The organism is Curtobacterium caseinilyticum, from assembly GCF_030363035.1.
In the GTDB taxonomy this organism is placed as follows: domain Bacteria; phylum Actinomycetota; class Actinomycetes; order Actinomycetales; family Microbacteriaceae; genus Curtobacterium; species Curtobacterium caseinilyticum.
In genome coordinates, this window is the sequence record NZ_JAUCMN010000003.1 from 15322 (window position 1) to 37536 (window position 22215).

Genomic DNA, 22215 nt, shown 5'->3' on the forward strand with positions numbered 1-22215 from the left:
TCAGGCCCGGCCGCGCCCCCGGCGACCCGATCGGGCGACGACCGGTCCGACGATCGCGCGCCAGCCGAGCAGGAACACCGCGAGCGAGATCGTGGCGACGAGGACGAACGACAGCGGCAGGGGGTCGCCGGCGACGTCGCCCTGCCCGGTCAGGACACGGAGCAGCATGCCGACCGCGACGGTCGCCACCCAGACGACGACGCCGGTCGGCCACAGGCGGAGCGGCCGGGTCCACCCGCGGACGACCAGGAAGCCGACGGCCCACCCCGCCAGGAACGGGTACGCCGTCGTCCACAGCCCGACGACCGAAGTGGCCTCGGCGTGGGAGGAGCGCCCGATCAGCGCGAAGGCCACGATGAGGACGATGTCGACGACGGCTGCCAGCCAGCTCCAGGTGCGGGTCACGACACCATTCTCCCGCGCGGGGAGGCTGCTCAGAACAAGCCGTCGCGTGGTGCCTCGGGTCCGTCGAACCCGCGGAACATGTCGGACACGAGCGCCGCGATCTGCGGCTCCACGAGCCGTTCGACGGCCTCGGCGATGCGCGGTCGGTGGTCGACGAGCGCCAGGCAGACGGCGGTCCCCGTCGCGCGTGCGCACTCGTCCGAGAGCGCGATCTCGTGCCGGAGCGCTGCCTTCGCCTCGTCCGACAGCGGCTCCCGGGGTGCCGGCTCCCCCGCGCCCGTCCCGGTCAGCTCGTCGAGGGTGAACAGGAACGGCTCGCCCGGTGAGGGCTCGGGGTCGACGTCGAGACCCTGGAACTCGGGTGACAGGCCCTCGGTCGGTTGGTACCCCGCGTGCCGCTTCCGCGCCGCGGCCCGCTCGAGTTCGCGCTGCAGGAGCGGCAGGTTCTTCGCGGTGTACTCGTCGACGGCGTCCTCGACGATCGTCGAGATGCGGCCGATCAGCGCGTGCTGGACGGCGTGCGGCACGTCCGGACCGAAGCCCGCCGCGGTCGCGATCGGCGAACCGGTGCACTTCCGGCAGATCCGGGTGCGTGGACGCGCGGTCCCGATCTGCCAGCGGGGCAGCCATCGCAGCCAGACGTCGACTGCGCTGCGCACGCGACCGTCGATGCCGTCCATCCCTCAACACTAGGCGTGTCGCCCCCGCCAGCCCCGAGGCCGCGCGGCACGAGCGGGCGGAACCATCCCGTCGCGGCGGGTACGAGGCGCCGGTTCCGCCCGCTCGCGCACGAGGCGAAGGGGCGGGTGGGCGGCGCGTGGGAGCGTGCTGCGGTCGGTCCGCGCCCCTTCGCGCCAACGAGCACCGCGAACGGGCGGAAACGGCTGCCGCCGACGCGGGCGCACGCGCGTTCCGCCCGGACGCGCGCGAGGCCGAGGGGCTGCGGAGCACGGGGCGGTTCGCGGATGCCAGCCACGGCAGGTCGGGCTCGCCCGCTCCCACGAGCGCCGCGAACGGGCGGAAGCGGCTGCCCTCGACGCAGGCGCGCGTGTGTTCCGCCCGCTCGCGGAGAGACGGAGCGCGCAGGCACGCGGGCACGCGGGCACGCGGGGCGACAAGAGGCCGGGAGGCTCGCATCACCGCCTGCACGCGGCTCCCTGCCTGCGGCTGGTCCCGGCCTGCGGCTGGTCCCGCGCTGCGGCAGGTCGCGCGAACGGGCGGAAGCGGCTGCCGCCCGACGCGGACGCGCGCAGGTTCCGCCCGCTCGCGGTGAGGCAGAGCACGCAGGCACGCAGGCACGTCGGCACGCGGGCACGCGGGGCGACGGGAGGCCGGGAGGCACGGATCACCGCCGGCACGCGGCGAGCGCGGTGCAGACGGTCGGCCCGGTCAGGCGGTCGGCCTGGTCAGGCCGTCGGTTCCGTCACGAAGTCGATCAGCTCCTCGACGCGGCCGAGCAGCTGCGGTTCGAGGTCGGCGAAGGTCCGCACCTGCCCGAGGATCCGCTGCCAGGCGCGGGCGATGTCGGCCTGCTCCTCGGCGGGCCACCCGAGGTGCTGGCAGATGCCCTTCTTCCACTCGATCGAGCGCGGGATCGTCGGCCACGCCTCGAGGCCGAGGCGCGACGGCTTCACCGACTGCCAGACGTCCACGAACGGGTGCCCGACGACGAGCACGTGCGCGCCCCACTTCCCGCGCATGACGGCCTCGGCGAAGCGGGACTCCTTCGACCCCGGGACGAGGTGGTCGACGAGCACCCCGACGCGGCGCTCACGCGTGGGGCGGAACTCGTCGAGCACGTCGGCGAGGTTGTCGACACCCTCCAGGTACTCGACGACGACGCCCTCGACGCGGAGGTCGGTGCCCCAGACCTTCTCGACGAGTTCGGCGTCGTGCCGGCCCTCGACCATGATCCGCGACGGCAGCGCCACGCGGGCGCGCTGCTGCTCGACGGCGAACGATCCCGACGCGGTTCGGAGGCGACCGCCGTCGGACGCGTGCCGCACGGCGGGCGCGGCCCCGTTCCTCCCGGCCGGGGCGGCCGCACCACCTGCCGGGACCGAGGCCGCACGACCGGTGCCGGACCGACCGACCGGCGCCTGCGGCCGGCCGAGGGTGACGAGCACACCCTCGAGCAGGAACTGCCCGGTGAAGGGGAACGCGCGGGTCCGTCCCTTCCAGTCCTCCAGGGTGACGTTGCCGGCCTCGAGGCCCACGACGGCGCCCGCCCAACCGGAGTCCGGGTCCTCGAGGACCATGTCGCGCTCGAGCGGCACCTGCCGCACCTTCTTCACGCCCTTCGAGCGCCAGTCGCCCGAGAGCACGTCACTGCCGTACCGGTCGTCGTCCACCCGGGAAGCGTAGTGTCGACGGGTCCCGCAACGGCGCCGGATCCCTGGCGCGTCCCGCACGCGCCACGACCACCACCGATCGGAAGGCCACACCGTGCGCGCAACCGTCATCCACGCCCCTCGCGACATCCGCGTCGAGGAACGTGACGCCCCCACCCTCATCGACCCCACCGACGCCGTCGTCAAGGTCACCGCGGCCTGCGTCTGCGGGTCGGACCTCTGGCCGTACCGCGGCGTCCGCGACACGAAGGAGCCACGCGCCATCGGCCACGAGTTCGTCGGCGTCGTCGAGTCCGTCGGCGCGGACGTCACGGACCTGTCCGTGGGCGACTTCGTCATCGCCCCCTTCACCACCAACGACGGCACCTGCCAGGCCTGCGCCCACGGCATGACGAGCGGCTGCGAGCACGGCTCCACCTTCGGCGTGACGCCGGACGCCTACGGGCACCCGATGGGGGGCGCGCAGGCCGAGTACGTCCGCGTGCCGGACGCCACCGCGACGCTCGTGCGCGTGCCGGGGCCGGTGGACGACGACCTCGTGCCGTCGCTCCTCACCCTCTCCGACGTCTTCTCCACCGGGCACCACGCGGCGGTGTCGGCCGGCGTCGGACCGGGGAAGACCGTCGTCGTGGTCGGCGACGGCGCGGTCGGCCTGTCCGCCGTACTGGCCGCCGCGCGCCTCGGTGCCGAGCGGATCATCGCGATGAGCCGGCACGCCGACCGCCAGGCCCTGGCCCGCGAGTTCGGTGCGACCGACGTCGTCGAGACCCGCGGTGACGAGGGCGTGGCCGCGGTGCGCGAGCTGCTCGGCGGCGACCTCGCCGACTGCGCGCTCGAGGCGGTGGGCACCGCCGAGAGCATGGACCAGGCACTCCGCGTCGTGCGTCCGGGCGGCGCGGTCGGCTACGTGGGCGTGCCGGCGGGCGACCCCGAGCTGCCGATGCCGTTCCTGTTCGCGAAGAACATCACGGTCGGCGGCGGCATGGCCCCGGCCCGCGCGTACATCGAGGAGCTGCTGCCCGACGTGCTCTCGCGCACGATCGACCCCGGGAAGGTGTTCGACCTCGAACTGCCCCTCGACGAGGCGGCGGAGGCGTACGCGGCGATGGACGAGCGTCGGGCGATCAAGGTGCTGCTCCGGCCGTAGCGACGACCGGTCGACGGCGTCGACCAGGCCCACGCGAGGCTCGGCCCCGCGGACACCTTCGCAGCACGACGTGCACGAACCTGTCCGCGGGGCCGAGTCTCGCGCCGACGGCAACGCCCGTCAGGCGTCGCGGACCGCCAGCACCCGGTGCGGTGCCGCCCGCTCGGCTCGCCACCCCGCGGGCAGGACGTCCTGCAGCTCCGGGACCGTGAACGACCGCCGGATCGACCGCAGCCCGTCGACGCGGACGAAGGTCCCCGCTGACACCAGCGGCACCCCGAGCGCGTACGCCCGGTAGGCCTGCCGCGACCGCCGGATGTCGGAGTGCAGGCTCCGCCCGGTCGCGAGCTGCTCCGAGTCCGCCAGGAACGCCGCGCGCTCGGTGTCGTCGAGGTGGTGCAGCACGTGGTTCGACACGACGACGTCGAAGCGCTCCCCTGCGGCCACCAGGTCGGCGCTCGACGCCTGGCGGAACGTCACGCCACGCGTACGCGACCGCCGCGCCGCCGCGACCGCCCGCTCGTCCGGGTCGACCCCGACGACCTCGACGGAGAACCCGTCGCTCCGAGCCCACCGGACCAGCGACCGCGCGAGGTCACCGCCGCCGCACCCCAGGTCGAGCACCCGCGCACGCCCGGACGGTGGCAGCGCCGGGACGACGTGCGTCCGCCATGCGGCGCGCCACCCGCTGACGAGCGCGTTCACGACCGCGAAGCGCCGGAAGGTGCGGTCCAGCGCCCGAGGGTCGCAGCCGGGGTCGTCCATGAGCTCGCGGAGTTCGGTGTCGCGGACGCTCAGGTCCACCGCGCCCGGAGCCGGTTCACGTCGGCTCACGCCCCGACCGCCGTGAGCCTCGCGCTCTCCACCGTCAGGCCGGGTCCGAACGCGACCGCGGCGAGCGGCGTGCCGTCCGGCAGCCCGCGCTCCACCGCGTCACGCAGGACGAACAGGACCGTCGCGCTCGACATGTTCCCGTGGTCGCGCAGGACGGCACGGCTGGACGCCACCGCGTCGTCCGGCAGCGCGAGCGCGTCCTGAGCACGGTCGAGGATCGCGCGTCCGCCGGGGTGCACGGCCCACACCGGTACGTCGGCGAAGGTCTCGCCCTCGCCGAGCAGCGACCGCACGGCCGCTGGCACGTGCACGCCGACGAGCTTCGGGACGGCGGTCGAGAGCACCATCTCGAAGCCCTCGTCGCCGATGTTCCAGGCCATCTCCGACGCCCCTTCGGGCACGGTCGCGGTGGCGAACCGCTCGATGCGGAGCCCGGGGCCACCGCTCGTCACGACGACCGCTGCTGCTCCGTCACCGAAGACGCTGTTCGCGACGATCTGGTCCGGGTCGTCCGACGCCCGCACGTGCAGGGTGCAGAGCTCGGCGCAGACCACGAGCACGACCGCGTCCGGGTCGGCCTCGGCGAACGCGGCGGCGATCCGGAGCGCCGGGAAGGCGGCGCAGCACCCCATGAAGCCGATGTGGTGCCGGAACACGCCGGCGGGCAGTCCGAGTCGGTCGACGACGTCGATGTCCGGGCCGGGCTGCGTGAACCCGGTGCACGACACCGTCACCAGGTGCGTGACGCGCGACGGTGCGACGCCGGCCCGCTCGACGGCGTCCCGCGCAGCCGCGACGAACAACGCCGGAGCGAGGTCGCGGTAGCGGTCGTTCCGGGTGCCGGTGGACGGGGAGACGAGCGTGCCCGAGTCCTCGCGGAAGAGTCCACCGGGTCGTGTCGCGTCGAGCTCGTCGATCACCGTGTGCCGGTGCTCGACCGCGGACACGTCGAAGGCGGCCGGCACGATGCGGCGGCCGAGACGACCGAGGTCCGGCTGCCCGGCGAACAGGTCCCGCACCGCCGCCTGGTCGAGGGTGGTGTCGGGGACGCTGGTCCCGATGGCGCGGATCGTTGCGGTCACACCTGATCCTGTCACCAGGTCGCTGACGCGTCCCCAGGTTGGTCCGCCGGGCGGGCGCGGGGACCACCGGACAGCAGGCACCGTGCCAGCCGGCGCCGCCCGTCCGCCGGGTGAGCGCGCGGACCACCGGACGGACGGGAGGCGCGGTGCCAGCTGGCACCGCGCCTCCCGTCCGTGTCGTGGTCGCGCTGCGTCCGGACCGCGCCGGGCCGCGTCGCGCCGGGCCGCGTCGCGCTACGACTGCTGCGCGCGCTCCAGCACCAGCTCGCGGACGCGCGCGGCGTCCGCCTGACCCTTCATCGCCTTCATGACCGCACCGATGATCGCGCCGGCGGCCTGGACCTTGCCGTCCTGGATCTTGGCGAGCACGTCGGGCTGCGCGGCGAGTGCCTGGTCGACGGCCGCGGTGAGGGCCGAGTCGTCCGAGACGACCTTCAGCCCGCGGGCCTCGACGACCTGCGCCGGCGAGCCCTCACCGGCGATGACGCCCTCGAGGACCTGTCGGGCCAGCCGGTCGGTGAGGTCACCGGACTCGACGAGTGCGATCGTCTCGGCGACGTGCTGCGGCGACACGAGGTCACCCGCTGCGGCGTCCTGCGCGTTGGCCACGCGGCTGATCTCGCCGGTCCACCACTTGCGCGCGGCCTGCGGGGAGGCGCCGGCGGCGACCGTGGCCTCGACCTCGTCGAGCAGTCCGCCGTTGACGACGTCCTGGAACTCGAGGTCGCTGAAGCGCCACTCGCCCTTCAGCCGACGACGACGTGCGACCGGGGCCTCGGGCAGGGACGCACGGAGTTCCTCGACGACGGCGGGGTCCGGCACCACGGGGAGCAGGTCGGGCTCCGGGAAGTAGCGGTAGTCGTCGGCGTCCGACTTCGGGCGGCCGGCCGAGGTGCGGCCGGTGTCCTCGTGCCAGTGCCGGGTCTCCTGCGTGATCGTGCCGCCGGCGGCGAGGATCGCGGCCTGTCGCTGGATCTCGTACCGGATGGCGCGCTCGACGGCGCGGAACGAGTTGACGTTCTTCGTCTCGGTGCGGGTGCCGAGCTCCTCCTGCCCCCACGGGCGCAGCGAGATGTTGGCGTCGCAGCGCAGGTTGCCGCGCTCCATGCGGGCCTCGGAGACGCCGAGCGCGCGGACGAGGTCACGGATGACCTGCACGTACGCGGCACCGAGCTCCGGGGCACGGTCCTTCGCGCCGAAGATCGGCTTCGTGACGATCTCGACGAGCGGGACGCCCGCCCGGTTGTAGTCGACGAGTGAGTACTCGGCGCCCTGGATGCGACCGGTGGCACCGCCGACGTGGGTCAGCTTGCCGGCGTCCTCCTCCATGTGCGCGCGTTCGATGGGCACCTGGAAGATCGTGCCGTCCGCCAGTTCGACCTCGACCTCGCCCTCGAACGCGATCGGCTCGTCGTACTGCGAGATCTGGTAGTTCTTCGGGTTGTCCGGGTAGTAGTAGTTCTTCCGGGCGAACCGCGAGGACTCGGCGATCGAGCAGCCGAGCGCGAGCCCGAGCTGGATCGAGTAGCGCACGGCCTGCTCGTTCACGACCGGCAGCGACCCGGGCAGACCGAGGTCGACCGGGGTCACGTTCGTGTTGGGCTCGCCGCCGAAGAAGTTCGGCGCGTCCGAGAACATCTTGGTCTTCGTCGCGAGTTCGACGTGGACCTCGAAGCCGAGCACCGGCTCGAAGCGCTCGAGCGCCTCGTCGAAGTCCATCAGCGCGTCCTTCTGCGCCATCAGATCACACCTTCCTGCGCAGCGGACTGCTGGGTCTGGTCGAGGTCCGGGATGCTGTCGATGAGCGGCCGGCCCCACTGCTGCTCGAGCAGGCGCTCGAGCGCGGCGCCGTAGCGGTACAGCCGGGCGTCCTCGCGCTGCGGGGCCATCAGCTGCACACCGGTCGGCAGCGAGTCCTCGGGCGCGAGGCCGTTCGGGATGCTCATGCCGGGGACGCCGGCGAGGTTCGCCGGGATCGTCGTGAGGTCGTTGAGGTACATCGACAGCGGGTCGTCGAGGCGTTCCCCGAGCGGGAAAGCGGTCGTCGGTGCCGACGGGCTGATGAGCAGGTCGACCTGGTCGAACGCGGCCGCGAAGTCGCGCTGGACGAGCGTCCGGACCTTCTGCGCGGAGCCGTAGTACGCGTCGTAGTACCCGGCGCTCAGGGCGTAGGTGCCGAGGATGATGCGGCGCTTGACCTCGGGGCCGAAACCGGCCTCCCGCGTCGCGGCCATGACGTCCTCGACGGTCGCGCCGTTCTCCGGCGTGACGCGGAGGCCGAAGCGCACCGAGTCGAACTTCGCCAGGTTCGACGACGCCTCTGCCGGGAGGATCAGGTAGTACGCGCTGATGGCGTACGCGAACGAGGGCGCATCGACCTCGACGACCTGGGCACCGGCGGCCTCGAGGACCGCGACGGTCTCCTGGAAGCGCTGCGTGACACCGGCCTGGAAGCCCTCGCCCCCGGCGAGCTCCTTGACGACGCCGACCTTGAGCCCGCGCAGCGTGTCGGCCTGCAGGCCCTCGCGCGCAGCTGCGGCCATCGACGGCCAGGCGTCCGGGATCGACGTGGAGTCCTTCGGGTCGTGCCCGCCGATGACGTCGTGCAGGAGCGCGGCGTCGAGGACGGTGCGCGACACCGGTCCGATCTGGTCGAGGCTCGAGGCCAGAGCGATCGCGCCGTACCGGCTCACACCGCCGTACGTCGGCTTGACGCCGACCGTGCCGGTGACGGCGCCGGGCTGGCGGATCGAGCCGCCGGTGTCGGATCCGAGGGCGAACGGTGCCTCGTGCGCGGCGACCGCGGCGGCCGAGCCACCGCCGGACCCGCCGGGGATCCGGTCGAGGTCCCAGGGGTTCCGCGTCGGACCGTACGCCGAGAACTCGGTCGTCGAGCCCATCGCGAACTCGTCCATGTTGGTCTTGCCGAGCGGCACGAGACCGGCTGCCCGGAGCTTCGCGACCGGGGTGGCGTCGTACGGCGGTCGCCACCCCTCGAGGATCTTCGAGCCCGAGGTCGTCGGCATGTCCTGCGTGCACAGGACGTCCTTGATCGCGATCGGGACGCCCGCGAGCGCACCGAGGTCGTCGCCCGCGGCACGGCGCGCGTCGATCGACTTCGCCGCCGCGAGGGCGTTCTCGTTGACGTGCAGGAACGCGTGCACGTCCCCGTCGACGGCGGCGATGCGGTCGAGGTGGGCCTGTGTGGCCTCCACGCTCGAGACGTCGCGGGCCACGAGGGCGTCGGCGAGCGCCGCTGCGCTCAGCCGGGTGATGTCGTCGGTCACTGTCTTCCGCCCTACTGTTCTTCGCCGAGGATGGCCGTCACGCGGAACCGTTCGCCGTCGGAGTCCGGGGCACCGGAGAGCGCCTGCTCCTGGGTCAGCGTCTGCCCCACCACGTCGGGTCGGGTGACGTTGCCGAGCGGCACGGGGTGGCTCGTCGCCGGGACGTCGTCGGTCGCGACCTCGGCGACCTTGGCGACGCTCTCGACGATGTGCGACAGCTCCCCGGTCAGCTTCTCGATCTCGTCCGGCGTCAGTGCGATGCGCGCGAGGTTCGCCAGGTGGGCGACCTGCTCGCTCGTGATGTCAGGCATGGTGCTCCGTCGATCGGTTCGTGGAATGCGCACCAGTCTATTGGCCGTGTCCGGCGGCGGCGCCACGCCGGACCCCAGCTGTGGACGCTCCCCCGACCACCCGGGGTGCGGAGGAACGGGCGGAGGCGGCCAGGGGTGCCTGCGGACGGCCTGGAGGCCCGGTGCCGGTCCATGGGACCGGCACCGGGCCTCCAGGCTGCCGCGGCTGCTACCGGTGGGTCGTGGCCTGTCCGGTGGTCCCGCCGGTCGTCGTCCCTCGCCCCGCAGGGGCAGCCGGAGCGGTCGCCGTCGTCCCCTGCCCCACCCCGCCCTGGCCGGTGCCGCCGGTCCCAACCCGGCCTGCCCCGCCCTGACCGGTCGGTGCCTGGCCGGTGGGAGACTGACCGGTCGCGCCGGACGCGCCGGGCGTCTGGTCGGTCGCACCACCGCGGACCGTCGGGGACCCCGTCTGCGCCTGTCTCTGCGTCCGCGGCGCAGACCCGATCATGGCGGGGTCGGGCTCCGGCAGCGCGTCACCGCCGTACCGCTGGTCGAGCCAGGACATCATCGACCGGCCGACGCCGAACTTCGCGCTGTAGCCGGTCGTGCCCTGCGGGAACGACACGTGCGCGAGCCCGACGCTCCCCGTGACGTTGCCGATCCAGGTCGCGTTCGTGTACTTCGTGCTCGACGCGACGAGCCAGTTCTGGACGTCGCCGTCCGTGGTGCCGGTCTTCGCGAACTTCGGCGTGCTGTCCCCCGGGTTCGCGGACGCCGCCGTGCCGTTGCCGGTCAGGACGCCCTGGAGCGCGAAGTCGACGGTGCCCGCGACCTCGGCCGAGACCCCACGGGTGCAGCTCGAGGGCGACGGCGTGATGGTCGTGCCGTCCGACTCCCGCACCGAGTCGATGACGGTCGGGGTGCACACGACCCCGCCGTTCGCGAAGCCGGCGTAGGCCTCGGCCAGGTCGATCGGCGACAGCGGGTTCGTCCCGAGCACCGAGGCCGGGTTCGACGCCGGCGCCGACCCGTTCGCCTGGTGGATGCCCATCGACTGCGCGAGCTCCTTGATCTTGCAGAGGTCGAGCTGCTTCGCCATCGCCCCGAACGCCGTGTTGATCGACTCCGACGTCGCCGCCTGCACCGACATGCTCGACGGCACCGCCTCGGCGTTCGCGACCGGCCACGGCTCGCCGCCGAGCGCGGCGCACGAGTTCGTGAACTCGGACTGCTGGAACAGGTGCTCCCCCGTCGGGACCGACTCGGACAGGGTGTGCCCGGATGCGAGCCACTCGGCCAACGTGAAGACCTTGTACGTCGAACCTGTCTGGAACCCGCCCGAGTTGCCGTACGCCGAGTCCGCGTTGTAGTCGATCGCGGTCGCGCCGGCTCCGGCGTCGTCGCCCTGCGTGTAGGTCGTGTTCTGCACCATCGACAGCACCCGACCGGTCCCCGGCTCCACCGTGACGTTCGTGCCGCCGAGGTCGACGCCGTCCATCGTCGCGGGGACGTAGGTCGACAGCGCGGTCTGCGCCTGGGCCTGCAGGTCGAGGTCCAGCGAGGTGTGGATCTCGAGTCCCTTCGTGTCGAGGGTCTCGATGCGCTCCGCGGCGGTCTTGCCGAAGGCGGGGTCCTGCAGCACCTGGTCGCGGACGTAGTCGCAGAAGTAGCCGGCGTCGTAGGCGCTCGCGGCCGCCGAGCAGCCGTTCGCCGTCTCGGTGATCCGGGGCTGCACCGGCGTGGCCGTCGCCTGTGCCAGCTGGTCCTTCGTGATGTCGTGGTGCACGGCCATGCGCTGCAGCACGTAGTCGCGGCGCGCCTTGGTCGCCGCGTAGCCGTCCGCCTTGCCGTTGTGGGCGTTTCCCGGTCGGTCGATGCGCAGGTTCGCCGGGTTGTTGAGGATCGCCACGAGGGTCGCCGACTGCACGAGGGACAGGTCCTTCGCGTGCACGCCGAAGTAGTACTCGGCACCGGCCTCGGCGCCGTACACGCGACCGCCGAGCCCGACGAGGTTGAGGTACCCGGTCAGGATCTGGTCCTTCGAGTACTTCTTGTTCACCGCGATCGCGTACCGCATCTCCTGGAGCTTGCGCTGCGGCGTGACCCCGGCCGCGTCCTCGTAGCAGGCGGCGATCTTCGCCTGGGTGGCGGCGGCGTCCTTGCCGGTCAGTTGCTCGCACTGCTGCACGAGCACGTTCTTCACGTACTGCTGGGTGATGCTCGAGCCGCCCTGCACGTCACCACCGACGACCGTGGCGGCGACACCGCGGACCGTGCCGAGCAGGTCGATGCCGCCCTCGTCCTCGAACCGGGGGTCCTCCGTGTCGATCGCGGCGCGCTTCAGCGAGTCGGCCATCGCGCTCGAGGCGACGTCCGTGCGGTTCTCGGCGTAGAAGGACGCGATCTTGACCTGCTGGCCGTCCTTCGTCGCGTACACCGACGACACCTGCTGCGGCGTCTGGATGTCGAGGTAGCTCGGCAGGTCCTCGAAGAACGAGACGGCGCCCGAGGTGCCCTCGCCCGCGACGGCAACGGCGGGGGTCACCGCGACGGCCACCAGCAGCCCGGCGAGACCGGACATGGCGACGAAGGTCGAGAGGGCTCCGGTCCACCGCAACGCACGCATGGCGGCACGGTACGGGGACGGTCTGGGGCCGGTCTGCCCGGTGTGTGCCGGGGCCTGCGGCCGTCCTCAGGAAGTCCCCCAGGAAGTCTCCCGGGCAGTCCCCCAGGAAGCCTCCCGGGCAGTCCCCCAGGAAGCCTCCCGGGAAGCCCCCCAGGAAGTCTCCCGGGCAGTCCCCCAGGCTCGTCGTCCGGCTCGATCAGTCGCGCGGTTGCAGGTCCTGGGGCCGCAGCAGGTACATGTCCGGCGCGGTGCGGGGGCCGTTCCCGCCGCCCTCGCCACGACGGGCCTGGTGGCGGACGAGGTCACCGCGACCGACGGCGATGAGCGCGACGTCGTGCAGCGACGCCGTGCCGGGCTTCAGGTAGTCGTTGTGCCCCACCGGCCGCCGGAAGACCCCCTCGCCCGGCGCGGCGGTGTCCGCGGACAGGTCGAGCACCGTCGACCCGAACCCCGGCGACCCCGGATCGGTGCCGAAGTACCCCGACCCCGCGATGGGGTCGCTGTGGGCGTCGCCGACGTAGACCTGGCCTGTGTGCACGGCCAGCTCGGACGCCGTACGCACGTCGCTGCCGGGCGAGCCGAGCACGGTGAGCGAATCGGCCTGCATCCGTCCGGAGGACAGCGCCATGAGCGCGGTGGTGGAGCCGTAGGAGTGCGCGACGACGTTCAGCCGCGGTCGGTCGGCGCCGCGCACGGCGTCGAGGCCGTCGACGACCCGCTCGAGCCGTTCCGCACCCGTCTGCGCCAGGCCGAGCGACAGGATGTTCGACATGTCCGGCGTCCGGTAGCCCATCCACGCCAGGACGGCCCCGGTCCCCGCGTCCGCTCCGGTCCGGCTCGCGGCGAGCGCCGACACGGCCGCCTGCTCGTCGTACAGGTCGCTCGCGGTGTCGGTGAAGTCGTGCATCTGCCCGGTCACCGTGAAGAACATCCCGGGGACCACCACCGTGACGTCCCGGGCCGTGCCGAGGTCCCCGACCGCGATCGCGGCCCGACCCGCACCGCGGGTGTCGAGCACGACCAGGGACCGCGCTGCCTGGCCGGGCTCGGTCGCCAACGCGGCGCGGACCTGGCCGAGCATCGCGGCCCGTGCGGCGTCGGTCGCGGCGTCGGCATCGGCGTCGGTCTCGGTGGCGGCCTCGGCGTCGGAGAGCTCGGTCGCGAGGGCGACGCGGTTGGCGCGGTCGCGGACCTCGAACGGCACGCCGTCGAGGTTGCCGACCACCGAGGGGGCGAGGGTCACGAGACGCTCCCGCGTGTCCGCGGTCAGACCGCCCCACCACGCGGCGACGTCGACCCCCGTCGGCGGGTGGTCCTGGGCGGTGGCGAGGACGCGACCGTCACGGCCGGCGCGGTCGAGGTCCACGCGGTCGACGGCGACGAGGTCCACCAGGAACGCACGGCCTCGTGCCCGTGCGAGCGTGTCGAGGTCGACGGCGTCGCGACCGAGATCGGTGGTCGAGAGTCCGGGGACGACCCGCGCGGCGTCCGCCGACCCTGCGACGGCCGCGGCCGGGACGACGGCGGGCGAAGCCGCGACGACCGCGGGCGGGACGACGGCGGGCGAAGCCGCGACGACCACGGTCGGGACGACGGCGGGCGCGGCGGGGGCCTCGACCACTCCGAGCGAGTGCATCGAGGCGGTGAGCAGGGCCGCAGCGATGAGCAGCAATCAGGTCTCCCCCGGGAAGGCCGTCTCGTCGTCCCCCTCCAGGCGACGAGTGATGCCCTCACGAGTGTATGGAGAATGCCCCCGTGCGGGGGTGCGGGGTGCAACTTGCCCCCCGGACTGGGGACACCGGCGGGCGCGTCGCGCCCGACGGACAGCGCACCCGTGTGCTGTGTCAGCCCTCGATCGCCGCGTCCGCGTCGCTCGGCGCGGCATCGCCGTGGTCCTCGTCACCCGCACCCCCGGCCGGCGCCAGCGCGTCCGGCCCCTCGGTCACGAGCAGACGGAACTGCTCGGCGTCGATGATCCGCAGACCGAGCTGCTCGGCCTTGGTCAGCTTCGATCCCGCGCCCGGTCCGGCCGCCACGAAGTCGGTCTTCTTGCTGACGCTCGACGCGGCCTTGCCTCCGGCGGCGATGATCGCCTCCTGCGCGCCCTCCCGGGTGTACCCCTCGAGCGAGCCGGTGGCGACGACGGTGACCCCGCTGAGGACACCGCCCTCGACCGCGGCGCCCGGACCGGGGTGGTCCGGCGTGGTGAACTGCACGCCCGCGGCGGTCCACCGGTCGATGATCTCGCGGTGCCAGTCGACTGCGAACCAGTCCAGCAGGGCGTCGGCGATGATGCCACCGACGCCGTCGACCGCGGCGAGCTCCTCGCGCGAGGCGTCGCGGATGCGGTCGAGTGAACCGAAGTGGTTCGCCAGGGCCCGCGCAGCGACCGGTCCGACGTGCCGGATGCTCAAGCCGACCATGATCCGCCAGAGGGGCTTCGTCTTGGCGGCGTCGATGTTCGCGAGCATCTCGAACGCGTTCTTCGACGGGTAGCGGCTCGGCTCGCCGGTGTAGGCGGCCCCGCGGGCCTCCGGGTCGAACGGCGGGTCGGTCTTCTTCCGCGCACGACTGAACGGCGTCACGCGCTTCGGGGTGCCGTCCTCGTCCGCCTTCTGCATGCCGGTCTCGGCGTCGCGGACGATGACCTCGATCGGGACGATGTCCTCCATCGTCAGGTCGAACAGTCCGGCCTCGGTGACGAGCGGGGGCTGCTCCGGCCGCAACGGCTGGGTGAGTGCCGCCGCCGCGACCTCGCCGAGGCCCTCGATGTCGAGCGACCCGCGGGACGCGATGTGCTCGACGCGTCCCCGGACCTGCGCGGGGCAGCTGCGGGCGTTCGGGCAGCGGAGGTCCTTGTCGCCCTCCTTCGCCGGCGCGAGCGGCGTGCCGCACTCCGGGCAGTCGGTGGGCATCACGAACTCGCGCTCGCTGCCGTCACGGAGCTCGACGACCGGGCCGAGCACCTCGGGGATGACGTCGCCCGCCTTGCGGAGCACGACGGTGTCGCCGATCAGGACACCCTTCGCCTTGACGACGTCCTGGTTGTGCAGGGTGGCCTGACGGACCACGGAGCCGGCGACCTCGGCGGGCTGCATCACCGCGAACGGTGTCGCGCGGCCCGTCCGGCCGACGCTCACCACGATGTCGAGGAGCTCGGTGTGGACCTCCTCCGGCGGGTACTTGTAGGCGATCGCCCAGCGCGGGGCCCGCGAGGTCGACCCGAGCTCCTCGTGCAGGGCCAGGTCGTCGACCTTCACCACGACGCCGTCGATCTGGTGCTCGACCGACGCGCGACGTTCGCCGGTCGACCGCACGAAGCCTAGGACCTCGTCGACGGTGTCGAAGACGCGGTAGTGCGAGCTCGTCGGCAGACCCCACGTCTGCAGGAGCTCGTAGACCTCGGACTGCGAGTGGACCTCGGTGTCCCGCTCGAGCTCGCGCACCGGCCACGCGCCGATGCCGTGCACGAGCATCCGGAGACGGCGCAGGCGGTCCACCATGAGCGCCCGCTTCGCCTCGGACTTGCCGTCCTCCTTCTGACGGAGGGACCCCGCGGCGGCGTTGCGCGGGTTCGCGAAGACGCGCTCCCCCGCCTCACGCTGCCGCGCGTTCAGCTCGTCGAACTCAGCGACGGGGAAGAAGATCTCGCCGCGGACCTCGACGATGGCGGGGTGCCCCTCGCCGGTCAGGCGGTCCGGGATGGTGCCCATGGTCCGGACGTTGCCGGTGACGTCCTCACCGACCACGCCGTCGCCCCGGGTGGCGGCCGACACCAACCGTCCGTGCTCGTACCGCAGGTTGATCGCGAGACCGTCGATCTTGAGCTCGGTCAGGAACCGGACCCGCTCGGACCCGGCGTCACGCTGCACCTTGTCGGCCCACTCGGTCAGCTCGTCGGGACTGAAGACGTTGTCGAGGCTGAGCATCCGCTCGGCGTGCTCGACCGGGGCGAACTGCACGGTCTGTGCCCGACCACCGACGGTCTGCGTCGGGCTGTCGGGCGTGAGCAGGTCCGGGAACCGCTGCTCGATCGCGTCCAGCCGGCGCACCATCGCGTCGTACTCGGCGTCCGCCACGGTCGACCCGTTGCCCTCGTAGTACTGGTCGCGCAGCTCGTTGATGCGCACCCGCAACCGGTCGACCTCCCGCTGGGCCTGCGCGGCGTCGAGGTCGGCCGGGGCCAGCGTCTCGAACGTCGAGTCGGCAGGTGCGGGGGTCGTGTCGCTCATGCCTCAGTTCTACCGTGCACCGCCGACCACCGGCGCAGCGGGGTCAGACCGCTGCGGGGACCGCGCTGACCGTGCGGTCGATGGTGCACTGCCCGAGCACCCGGGTGCCGACGTAGACCACGGCGGTCTGCCCCGGCGCGACGCCCGACAGCGGCTCGTCGACGTCGACCACGAGCTCGCCGTCCTCGACCCGGGCGGTCGCCGGCACCGGGTCGGCGTGCGCCCGGATCTGCACGTCACAGGCGAAGGGCACCGTCGGGTCGGTCGGCGCCGTGCCGGCCCAGGTGAAGCGGGACCCGGCCATCGACCGCACGTCCAGCGCCTCCTTCGGGCCGACGACGACGGTGTTCTCCTTCGGCCGGATCTCGAGCACGAACCGGGGCTTGCCGTCCGGCGCCGGACGGCCGAGGTGCAGGCCGCGGCGCTGCCCGACGGTGTAGCCGGTCGCGCCCTCGTGCTCACCTACGACCGTGCCGTCGCGCTCCACGACCGAACCGGGAGCGGTGCCCACACGGTCCGCGAGCCAGCCACGGGTGTCGCCGTCGGGGATGAAGCAGATGTCGTAGGAGTCGGGCTTCTGCGCGACCGTGAGCCCACGTGCCGCCGCCTCGGCGCGGACCTCGTCCTTCGACGGGGTCACGCCGAGCGGGAACATCGCGTGCTCGAGCTGCTCGGCCGTCAGCACGCCGAGCACGTACGACTGGTCCTTCGCCCACGCAGCCGACCGGTGCAGTTCGCGTGCGCCGTCCGCACCCGTGACGATCGAGGCGTAGTGCCCGGTGCAGACGGCGTCGAAGCCGAGTGCGAGCGCCTTCTCGAGCAGCGCCGCGAACTTGATCCGCTCGTTGCAGCGCATGCACGGGTTCGGCGTCCGGCCGGCCTGGTACTCGGCGACGAAGTCGTCGACGACGTCCTCCTTGAACCGCGCCGAGAAGTCCCACACGTAGTACGGGATCCCGAGTGCCGACGCCGCGCGCTGGGCGTCCATCGAGTCCTCGATCGTGCAGCACCCGCGGCTGCCCGTGCGCAGGGTGCCCGGCATCCGGCTGAGCGCCAGGTGCACGCCCACCACGTCGTGCCCGGCGTCCACGGCCCGCGCCGCGGCGACCGCCGAATCGACCCCACCGCTCATGGCCGCAAGTACACGCATGCATCCAGGGTAAGCGCATCCCACGACGACGCCGGGCGTACCGTTGCCCGCGATGACCAGCACCACGAACGACGCCTTCGACCGCCGCGGCGTCCTGCTGTCCGGGTTCCTGCCCGCGGCCCTCTTCGCGATCGGCGAGGGGGCGATCATCCCGATCATCCCGATCGCTGCCGACTCCCTCGGCGCGAGCCTGGCCTTCGCGGGCTTCGTCGCCGCGCTCATCCTGGTCGGCGAGCTCATCGGCGACGTGCCGTCGGGCGTCGTCGTCGGTCGGATCGGCGAGCGCAACGCGATGATCGGCGCCGCGGTCGTGTCCGTCGTCGGCCTGCTGGTCTGCGTGGTGGCCCCGGACGCCTGGGTGCTCGCGGTCGGGGTGTTCCTGGTGGGCGTCTCGACGGCGGTCTTCGCGCTCGCCCGGCACGCGTACATGACGACCGCGATCCCACTGGCGATCCGGGCCCGGGCGCTGTCGAGCCTCGGCGGCGTCTTCCGGTTCGGCTACTTCGTCGGTCCGTTCGTCTCCGCCGGCGTCGTCCACCTCACCGGTACGACGCAGAGCGCCTTCTGGATCCACGTCGTCTGCTGCCTGGCGGCGGCGGTCGTGCTCCTCGTGCTGCGCGACCCCGCGACGGGCGCACGCGGTCTGCGGATGCCGAACCGCGCCTCCCGGCCTGCCACAGACGACCGCACCGACCCGACCGAGCCGCCCGCGGACACGGGTGCGCAGTTCGTGCAGCAGGAGGCGCACGGCCTGTTCCGGACGCTCCGCGACAACCGAGCCGTCCTCGCTCGGCTCGGCAGCGGCGCGGCGCTCATCGGCGCGCTCCGCGCCGGGCGGCAGGTCATCCTGCCGCTCTGGGCGGTCAGCGTGGGGTTGGACGATGCCTCGGCGGCGCTCGTCATCGGCATCGCGGGAGCCGTCGACTTCGCGCTGTTCTACACGAGCGGGCAGATCATGGACCGCTGGGGCCGACTGGCCAGCGCGCTGCCGTGCATGCTCGGTCTCGCGGTCAGCTACTTCCTGCTCGCGTGGAGCGGCCACCTCGACGCGAGGGTCGGCTGGTTCGTCGGCATCGCCGTCGGCATGTCCCTGGCGAACGGCGTCGGCAGCGGGATCCTCATGACGCTCGGCGCCGACCTGGCACCGCGGGGCAACCCGGCGCCGTTCCTCGGGGCGTGGCGCTTCACGGGCGACTTCGGGTCCGCGGCGGCACCCCTGGTCATCTCCGGTGTCACCGCCGTCGCGTCGCTGGCGCTCGCGAGCGGGGTGATGGGCGTGCTCGGCCTGGTCGGTGCGGGCGTGCTGCTCCGGTACGTCCCCCGGTACCTGCCACGCCGTCTGCGGTGAGCGAGGGGCGTGCGGTGCGGGTGTCGCAGCGAGCGGAGTGCGCGCCGTCGTCGGCTCGGCCTGGAGGCGCGGCTCGGCCCCGCCCCGCGCGTCGCGCTCGGTAGACTGCCGCTGCTCGCGGGAGTGGTGGAATCGGTAGACACGCAGGATTTAGGTTCCTGTGCCCCAGGCGTGAGGGTTCGAGTCCCTCCTTCCGCACGATCGACGGCACACCGCCCGGACGCTCGGTGAAGTCACACCAGCGACGGATGGCCGTGCGCGCACCGGGCGGTACCCTCGTCCCGCGGGAGTCTTCCCCGTGCCGCCGCCTCCACGACCGGAAGAACCATGCACTCCGTCGCTCTCGCCCTGATCCCCTGGCTGGATCCGCAGTACATCCTCGACCACTTCGGGGCGATCGCCGTGCTCGTCGTCTGCGGCATCGTCTTCGCCGAGACCGGCCTGCTCATCGGCTTCGTCTTCCCCGGCGACAGTCTGCTCGTCATCACCGGCCTCTTCGCCTTCGACCGCGGCGGTTCGATCGGCGGCATCCCGATCTGGGTCGCGGCACTGATGATCGGCGCCGCCGCGTTCCTCGGCGGCGAACTCGGGTACTACATCGGCAAGAAGGCCGGTCCGCCGATCTTCGAGCGCAAGGAGAGCGGGCTCTTCTCGAAGGAGAACGTCGACCGCACCAACGCGTTCTTCCACCGCTTCGGGCCGCTCGCCGTCATCCTCGCCCGGTTCGTCCCCGTCGTGCGCACCTTCGCGCCGATCGCGGCGGGCGTCGGGAAGATGAACTACAAGAAGTACTCGCTGTACAACGCGATCGGCGCCGTGATCTGGGGCGTCGGGGTGACCTTCCTCGGGTACGTCCTCGGCTACATCCCGCCGATCGCGTACGTCGTGCGCAACTACATCGACGTGATCCTCATCCTCGCGGTGCTCGTCACGGTCGTCCCGGCGGGGCTGCACTACTGGCGCACCGCGCGGAAGGCGAAGCACGCCGCGGAGGCAGAGCACGCCGCGGTCGAGCAGCGCCCCGCCGACGGCACCGCCCGGCCCGCCGAGCACTAGGCCGCCCGGCGCGAGCGCGTCGCTCCACGCGAGACGCCCCGGAACCGACGAGACGCCCCCGGAACCGGGGGCGTCTCGTGCGTTCGGGGGCGTGCGGACGGGGTCGTGCGCGCCCGCCCTGCCTGCTCAGACCCCGAAGTACTCCCGCACGATCGGGGCGATCCCGCGGAACGCCTTCGACCGGTGCGACAGCGCGTTCTTCTCGTCGCGTGTCAGCTGCGCCGCCGACCCCTCGGCGTCGTCCGGGTGGAAGACCGGGTCGTACCCGTGTCCGCCGTCGCCGACCGGCTCGGTCAGGACCTCGCCGTTCCACACCGCCTCGAACACGTGCTCCGTGCCGTCCGGGGTCACGAAGGCCGCCGCGCACACGAACGCCGCGGTGCGCTCGACGACACCCTCGAGGTTCGCCAGCAGCAGGGCGGTGTTGTCGGCGTCGACCCGGGTGCCCGCGTAGCGCGCGGAGTGGATGCCCGGTGCCCCACCGAGGGCGTCGACCGCGATGCCCGAGTCGTCGGCGAGCGCCGGCAGCCCGGTGTGGGCGACCGCGGCGCGGGCCTTGATCAGGGCGTTGGCGGCGTAGGTGTCGCCGTCCTCGACCGGCTCCGGTCCGTCGTAGCCGACGAGCTCGACGCCCTCGCCGAGCGCCTCGCCGAGGATCCCGCGCAGCTCGACGACCTTGCCCTGGTTGTGCGTCGCCAGGACGACCGTGCGCGGGGTCACGAGGACAGCCCCAGCACCTCGCGCTGGATCGCCGCGAGCGAGCGGTTGCCCGCGAGCCCGAGGTCGAGCAGCGTGTCCAGCTCCGCACGGTCGAACGGGGCGTGCTCGGCGGTGCCCTGCACCTCGATGAACTTCCCCGACCCGGTCGTGACGATGTTCATGTCGGTGTCGGCCGCGGAGTCCTCGGTGTACGCCAGGTCGAGCATCGGCTCGCCCTTGACGATGCCGACCGAGATGGCCTGCACGCTGTCGGTGAGCGGCGTCGCCTTCTTCGCGATGAAGCCCTTGTCCCGCCCCCACTCGATCGCGTCGGCCATGGCCACGTAGGCGCCCGTGATCGACGCGGTGCGGGTCCCGCCGTCGGCCTGCAGCACGTCGCAGTCGAGCACGAGCGTGTTCTCGCCGAGGCCCTTCATGTCGACGACCGCGCGGAGCGACCGTCCGATGAGCCGCGAGATCTCGTGGGTCCGACCGCCGACCTTGCCCTTGATGGACTCGCGCTGCATGCGCTCGTTCGTCGACCGCGGCAGCATCGAGTACTCCGCCGTCACCCACCCGGTGCCCTTGCCGGCCATCCACCGTGGGACGCCGTTCGTGAAGGACGCCGTGCACAGCACCTTCGTGCCGCCGAACGAGATGAGCGCGCTGCCCTCGGCCTGCGTGCTCCACCCCCGCTCGATGCTGACCGGACGGTGGTCGGTGGCGCTGCGGCCGTCGATGCGGGTGCTCATGGGGTCCTTTCGGTGCGGGGCAGCGTGATCGCCCCGGTCTGGAGGTGTCCGACGCTCGAGACCTCGGGACCGAGGAAGCGCCGGGCGAGCCGGATGAAGCCGTTGTTGTCGTCACCCGTGGCCTCGAACGCGTACGTCGGCGGCTCCGGGCTGGTCCGTTCGAGCCCGTGCTCGACGAGCCGGCGGTACACGTCGTTCGCCGTCTCCTCCGCGCTCGACACGAGCGTCACGTCCGGGCCCATCACGTACTGGATCGCGGCGGACATGAGCGGGTAGTGCGTGCAACCGAGCACGAGCGTGTCGACGTCGGCGTCGCGGATCGGCGCGAGGTACCCGGCCGCGACCTCGCGCAGGGCCGGGGACGAGGTGTCCCCCGCCTCGACGAACTCGACGAAGCGCGGGCACGCGGCGAGCGACAGCGTGACGTCGGCGGCGACGGCGAACGCGTCCTCGTACGCCCGCGAGGCGATCGTCCCGACCGTGCCGATCACCCCGATCCGCCCGGTGCGGGTCTGCTTGACGGCGGCGCGGGCCGCGGGCTGGATGACCTCGACGACGGGGATCCCGTACGCCTGCTCGTAGCGCTCGCGGGCATCCCGCAGCACCGCGGAGGACGCCGTGTTGCACGCGATCACGAGCGCCTTGACGCCCTGGTCGACGAGGTCGTCCATGACCTCGAGCGCGTAGCGCCGGACGTCGGCGATCGGCTTCGGCCCGTAGGGCGAGTGCAGGGTGTCACCGACGTACCGGATGCTCTCGCGCGGCAACTGGTCGATGATCGCCCGCGCCACCGTGAGCCCACCGACCCCACTGTCGAAGACTCCGATCGGCGCATCCGTCACCACCCCAGCGTACCCAGCCGGACCCGTCAGCAGATCGCGGACACGAGCACCGACCCGGACACGAGCACGACGCGATCCGCGCCTCCCCACCCCCGCGTCACTAGTGTCGGTGGG

18 protein-coding genes and 1 tRNA gene are annotated in these 22215 nt (G+C 72.8%); 4 read left to right on the forward strand and 15 right to left on the reverse strand.

Going from position 1 to position 22215, the window contains the following annotated elements; genetic code table 11:
- From QUG93_RS05080 to QUG93_RS05090, 3 genes are all read right to left on the reverse strand, one after another.
- The gene (locus tag QUG93_RS05080; protein WP_289472666.1) at nt 1–405 is read right to left on the reverse strand and encodes a DUF3054 domain-containing protein; all 405 of its coding nucleotides are present in this window, start codon (nt 403–405) and stop codon (nt 1–3) included.
- Nucleotides 406–434: 29 nt separating this feature from the next.
- A complete protein-coding gene (locus QUG93_RS05085) occupies nt 435–1085 on the reverse strand; it encodes a spermidine/putrescine ABC transporter substrate-binding protein (protein ID WP_289472667.1) in 651 nt (216 codons plus the stop codon).
- Nucleotides 1086–1811: 726 nt separating this feature from the next.
- Complete coding sequence (locus QUG93_RS05090; RefSeq protein WP_289472670.1) at nt 1812–2756, reverse strand: DUF3097 domain-containing protein; 945 nt, start codon at nt 2754–2756, stop codon at nt 1812–1814.
- 94 nt (nt 2757–2850) lie between these two features.
- Here QUG93_RS05090 and QUG93_RS05095 point away from each other — a divergent pair, with 94 nt between their 5' ends.
- Nucleotides 2851–3903 carry a zinc-dependent alcohol dehydrogenase family protein gene (locus tag QUG93_RS05095; protein WP_289472672.1) on the forward strand — a complete coding sequence of 351 codons (1053 nt, stop codon included), beginning with the start codon at nt 2851–2853 and terminating at the stop codon, nt 3901–3903.
- Between the two features lie 120 nt (nt 3904–4023).
- Here QUG93_RS05095 and QUG93_RS05100 read toward each other — a convergent pair whose 3' ends face one another.
- From QUG93_RS05100 to mnmA, 9 genes are all read right to left on the reverse strand, one after another.
- Nucleotides 4024–4737 carry a methyltransferase domain-containing protein gene (locus QUG93_RS05100; RefSeq protein WP_289472674.1) on the reverse strand — a complete coding sequence of 238 codons (714 nt, stop codon included), beginning with the start codon at nt 4735–4737 and terminating at the stop codon, nt 4024–4026.
- Nucleotides 4734–5819 carry a type III polyketide synthase gene (locus QUG93_RS05105; protein WP_289472677.1) on the reverse strand — a complete coding sequence of 362 codons (1086 nt, stop codon included), beginning with the start codon at nt 5817–5819 and terminating at the stop codon, nt 4734–4736. The genes QUG93_RS05100 and QUG93_RS05105 overlap by 4 nt, the downstream gene beginning before the upstream one ends.
- A 234-nt stretch (nt 5820–6053) precedes the next feature.
- Nucleotides 6054–7559, reverse strand: a complete 1506-nt coding sequence (gatB, locus tag QUG93_RS05110; protein ID WP_289472679.1) for an Asp-tRNA(Asn)/Glu-tRNA(Gln) amidotransferase subunit GatB — start codon at nt 7557–7559, stop codon at nt 6054–6056.
- Nucleotides 7559–9106, reverse strand: coding sequence for an Asp-tRNA(Asn)/Glu-tRNA(Gln) amidotransferase subunit GatA (gene gatA / locus QUG93_RS05115; RefSeq protein WP_289472681.1), 1548 nt, complete (start codon nt 9104–9106; stop codon nt 7559–7561). Before gatA ends, gatB begins: the two co-directional genes overlap by 1 nt.
- A gap of 11 nt (nt 9107–9117) precedes the next feature.
- Nucleotides 9118–9417, reverse strand: a complete 300-nt coding sequence (gene gatC, locus QUG93_RS05120) for an Asp-tRNA(Asn)/Glu-tRNA(Gln) amidotransferase subunit GatC (RefSeq protein WP_058728900.1) — start codon at nt 9415–9417, stop codon at nt 9118–9120.
- A gap of 208 nt (nt 9418–9625) precedes the next feature.
- A complete protein-coding gene (locus QUG93_RS05125; protein WP_289472683.1) occupies nt 9626–12022 on the reverse strand; it encodes a transglycosylase domain-containing protein in 2397 nt (798 codons plus the stop codon).
- A gap of 196 nt (nt 12023–12218) precedes the next feature.
- Nucleotides 12219–13694, reverse strand: a complete 1476-nt coding sequence (locus QUG93_RS05130) for an alpha/beta hydrolase (protein WP_289472685.1) — start codon at nt 13692–13694, stop codon at nt 12219–12221.
- A gap of 172 nt (nt 13695–13866) precedes the next feature.
- Entirely contained in the window at nt 13867–16254 is a 2388-nt protein-coding gene (ligA, locus tag QUG93_RS05135; RefSeq protein ID WP_289472687.1) for an NAD-dependent DNA ligase LigA, read from the reverse strand.
- Between the two features lie 43 nt (nt 16255–16297).
- Nucleotides 16298–17404 carry a tRNA 2-thiouridine(34) synthase MnmA gene (gene mnmA, locus QUG93_RS05140; protein ID WP_289472689.1) on the reverse strand — a complete coding sequence of 369 codons (1107 nt, stop codon included), beginning with the start codon at nt 17402–17404 and terminating at the stop codon, nt 16298–16300.
- A 52-nt stretch (nt 17405–17456) separates the two neighbouring features.
- Here mnmA and QUG93_RS05145 point away from each other — a divergent pair, with 52 nt between their 5' ends.
- From QUG93_RS05145 to QUG93_RS05155, 3 genes are all read left to right on the forward strand, one after another.
- Nucleotides 17457–18752: an MFS transporter gene (locus QUG93_RS05145; RefSeq protein WP_289472691.1), complete on the forward strand. Its 1296-nt coding sequence runs from the start codon at nt 17457–17459 to the stop codon at nt 18750–18752.
- 117 nt (nt 18753–18869) lie between these two features.
- A tRNA-Leu gene (locus QUG93_RS05150) sits at nt 18870–18950 on the forward strand.
- Nucleotides 18951–19079: 129 nt separating this feature from the next.
- Nucleotides 19080–19808: a DedA family protein gene (locus QUG93_RS05155; protein ID WP_289472693.1), complete on the forward strand. Its 729-nt coding sequence runs from the start codon at nt 19080–19082 to the stop codon at nt 19806–19808.
- 126 nt (nt 19809–19934) lie between these two features.
- On the opposite strand, the gene rdgB is transcribed toward QUG93_RS05155, so the two are convergent.
- From rdgB to murI, 3 genes are read right to left on the reverse strand one after another with little or no spacing between them, the layout of a single operon-like run.
- Nucleotides 19935–20528 (reverse strand): RdgB/HAM1 family non-canonical purine NTP pyrophosphatase, encoded by a 594-nt coding sequence (gene rdgB / locus QUG93_RS05160; protein WP_289472695.1) that lies wholly within the window; start codon nt 20526–20528, stop codon nt 19935–19937.
- Nucleotides 20525–21259: a ribonuclease PH gene (rph, locus tag QUG93_RS05165; RefSeq protein ID WP_289472697.1), complete on the reverse strand. Its 735-nt coding sequence runs from the start codon at nt 21257–21259 to the stop codon at nt 20525–20527. Before rph ends, rdgB begins: the two co-directional genes overlap by 4 nt.
- A complete protein-coding gene (gene murI, locus QUG93_RS05170) occupies nt 21256–22101 on the reverse strand; it encodes a glutamate racemase (RefSeq protein WP_289472700.1) in 846 nt (281 codons plus the stop codon). The genes rph and murI overlap by 4 nt, the downstream gene beginning before the upstream one ends.
- Nucleotides 22102–22215 lie beyond the last annotated feature (114 nt).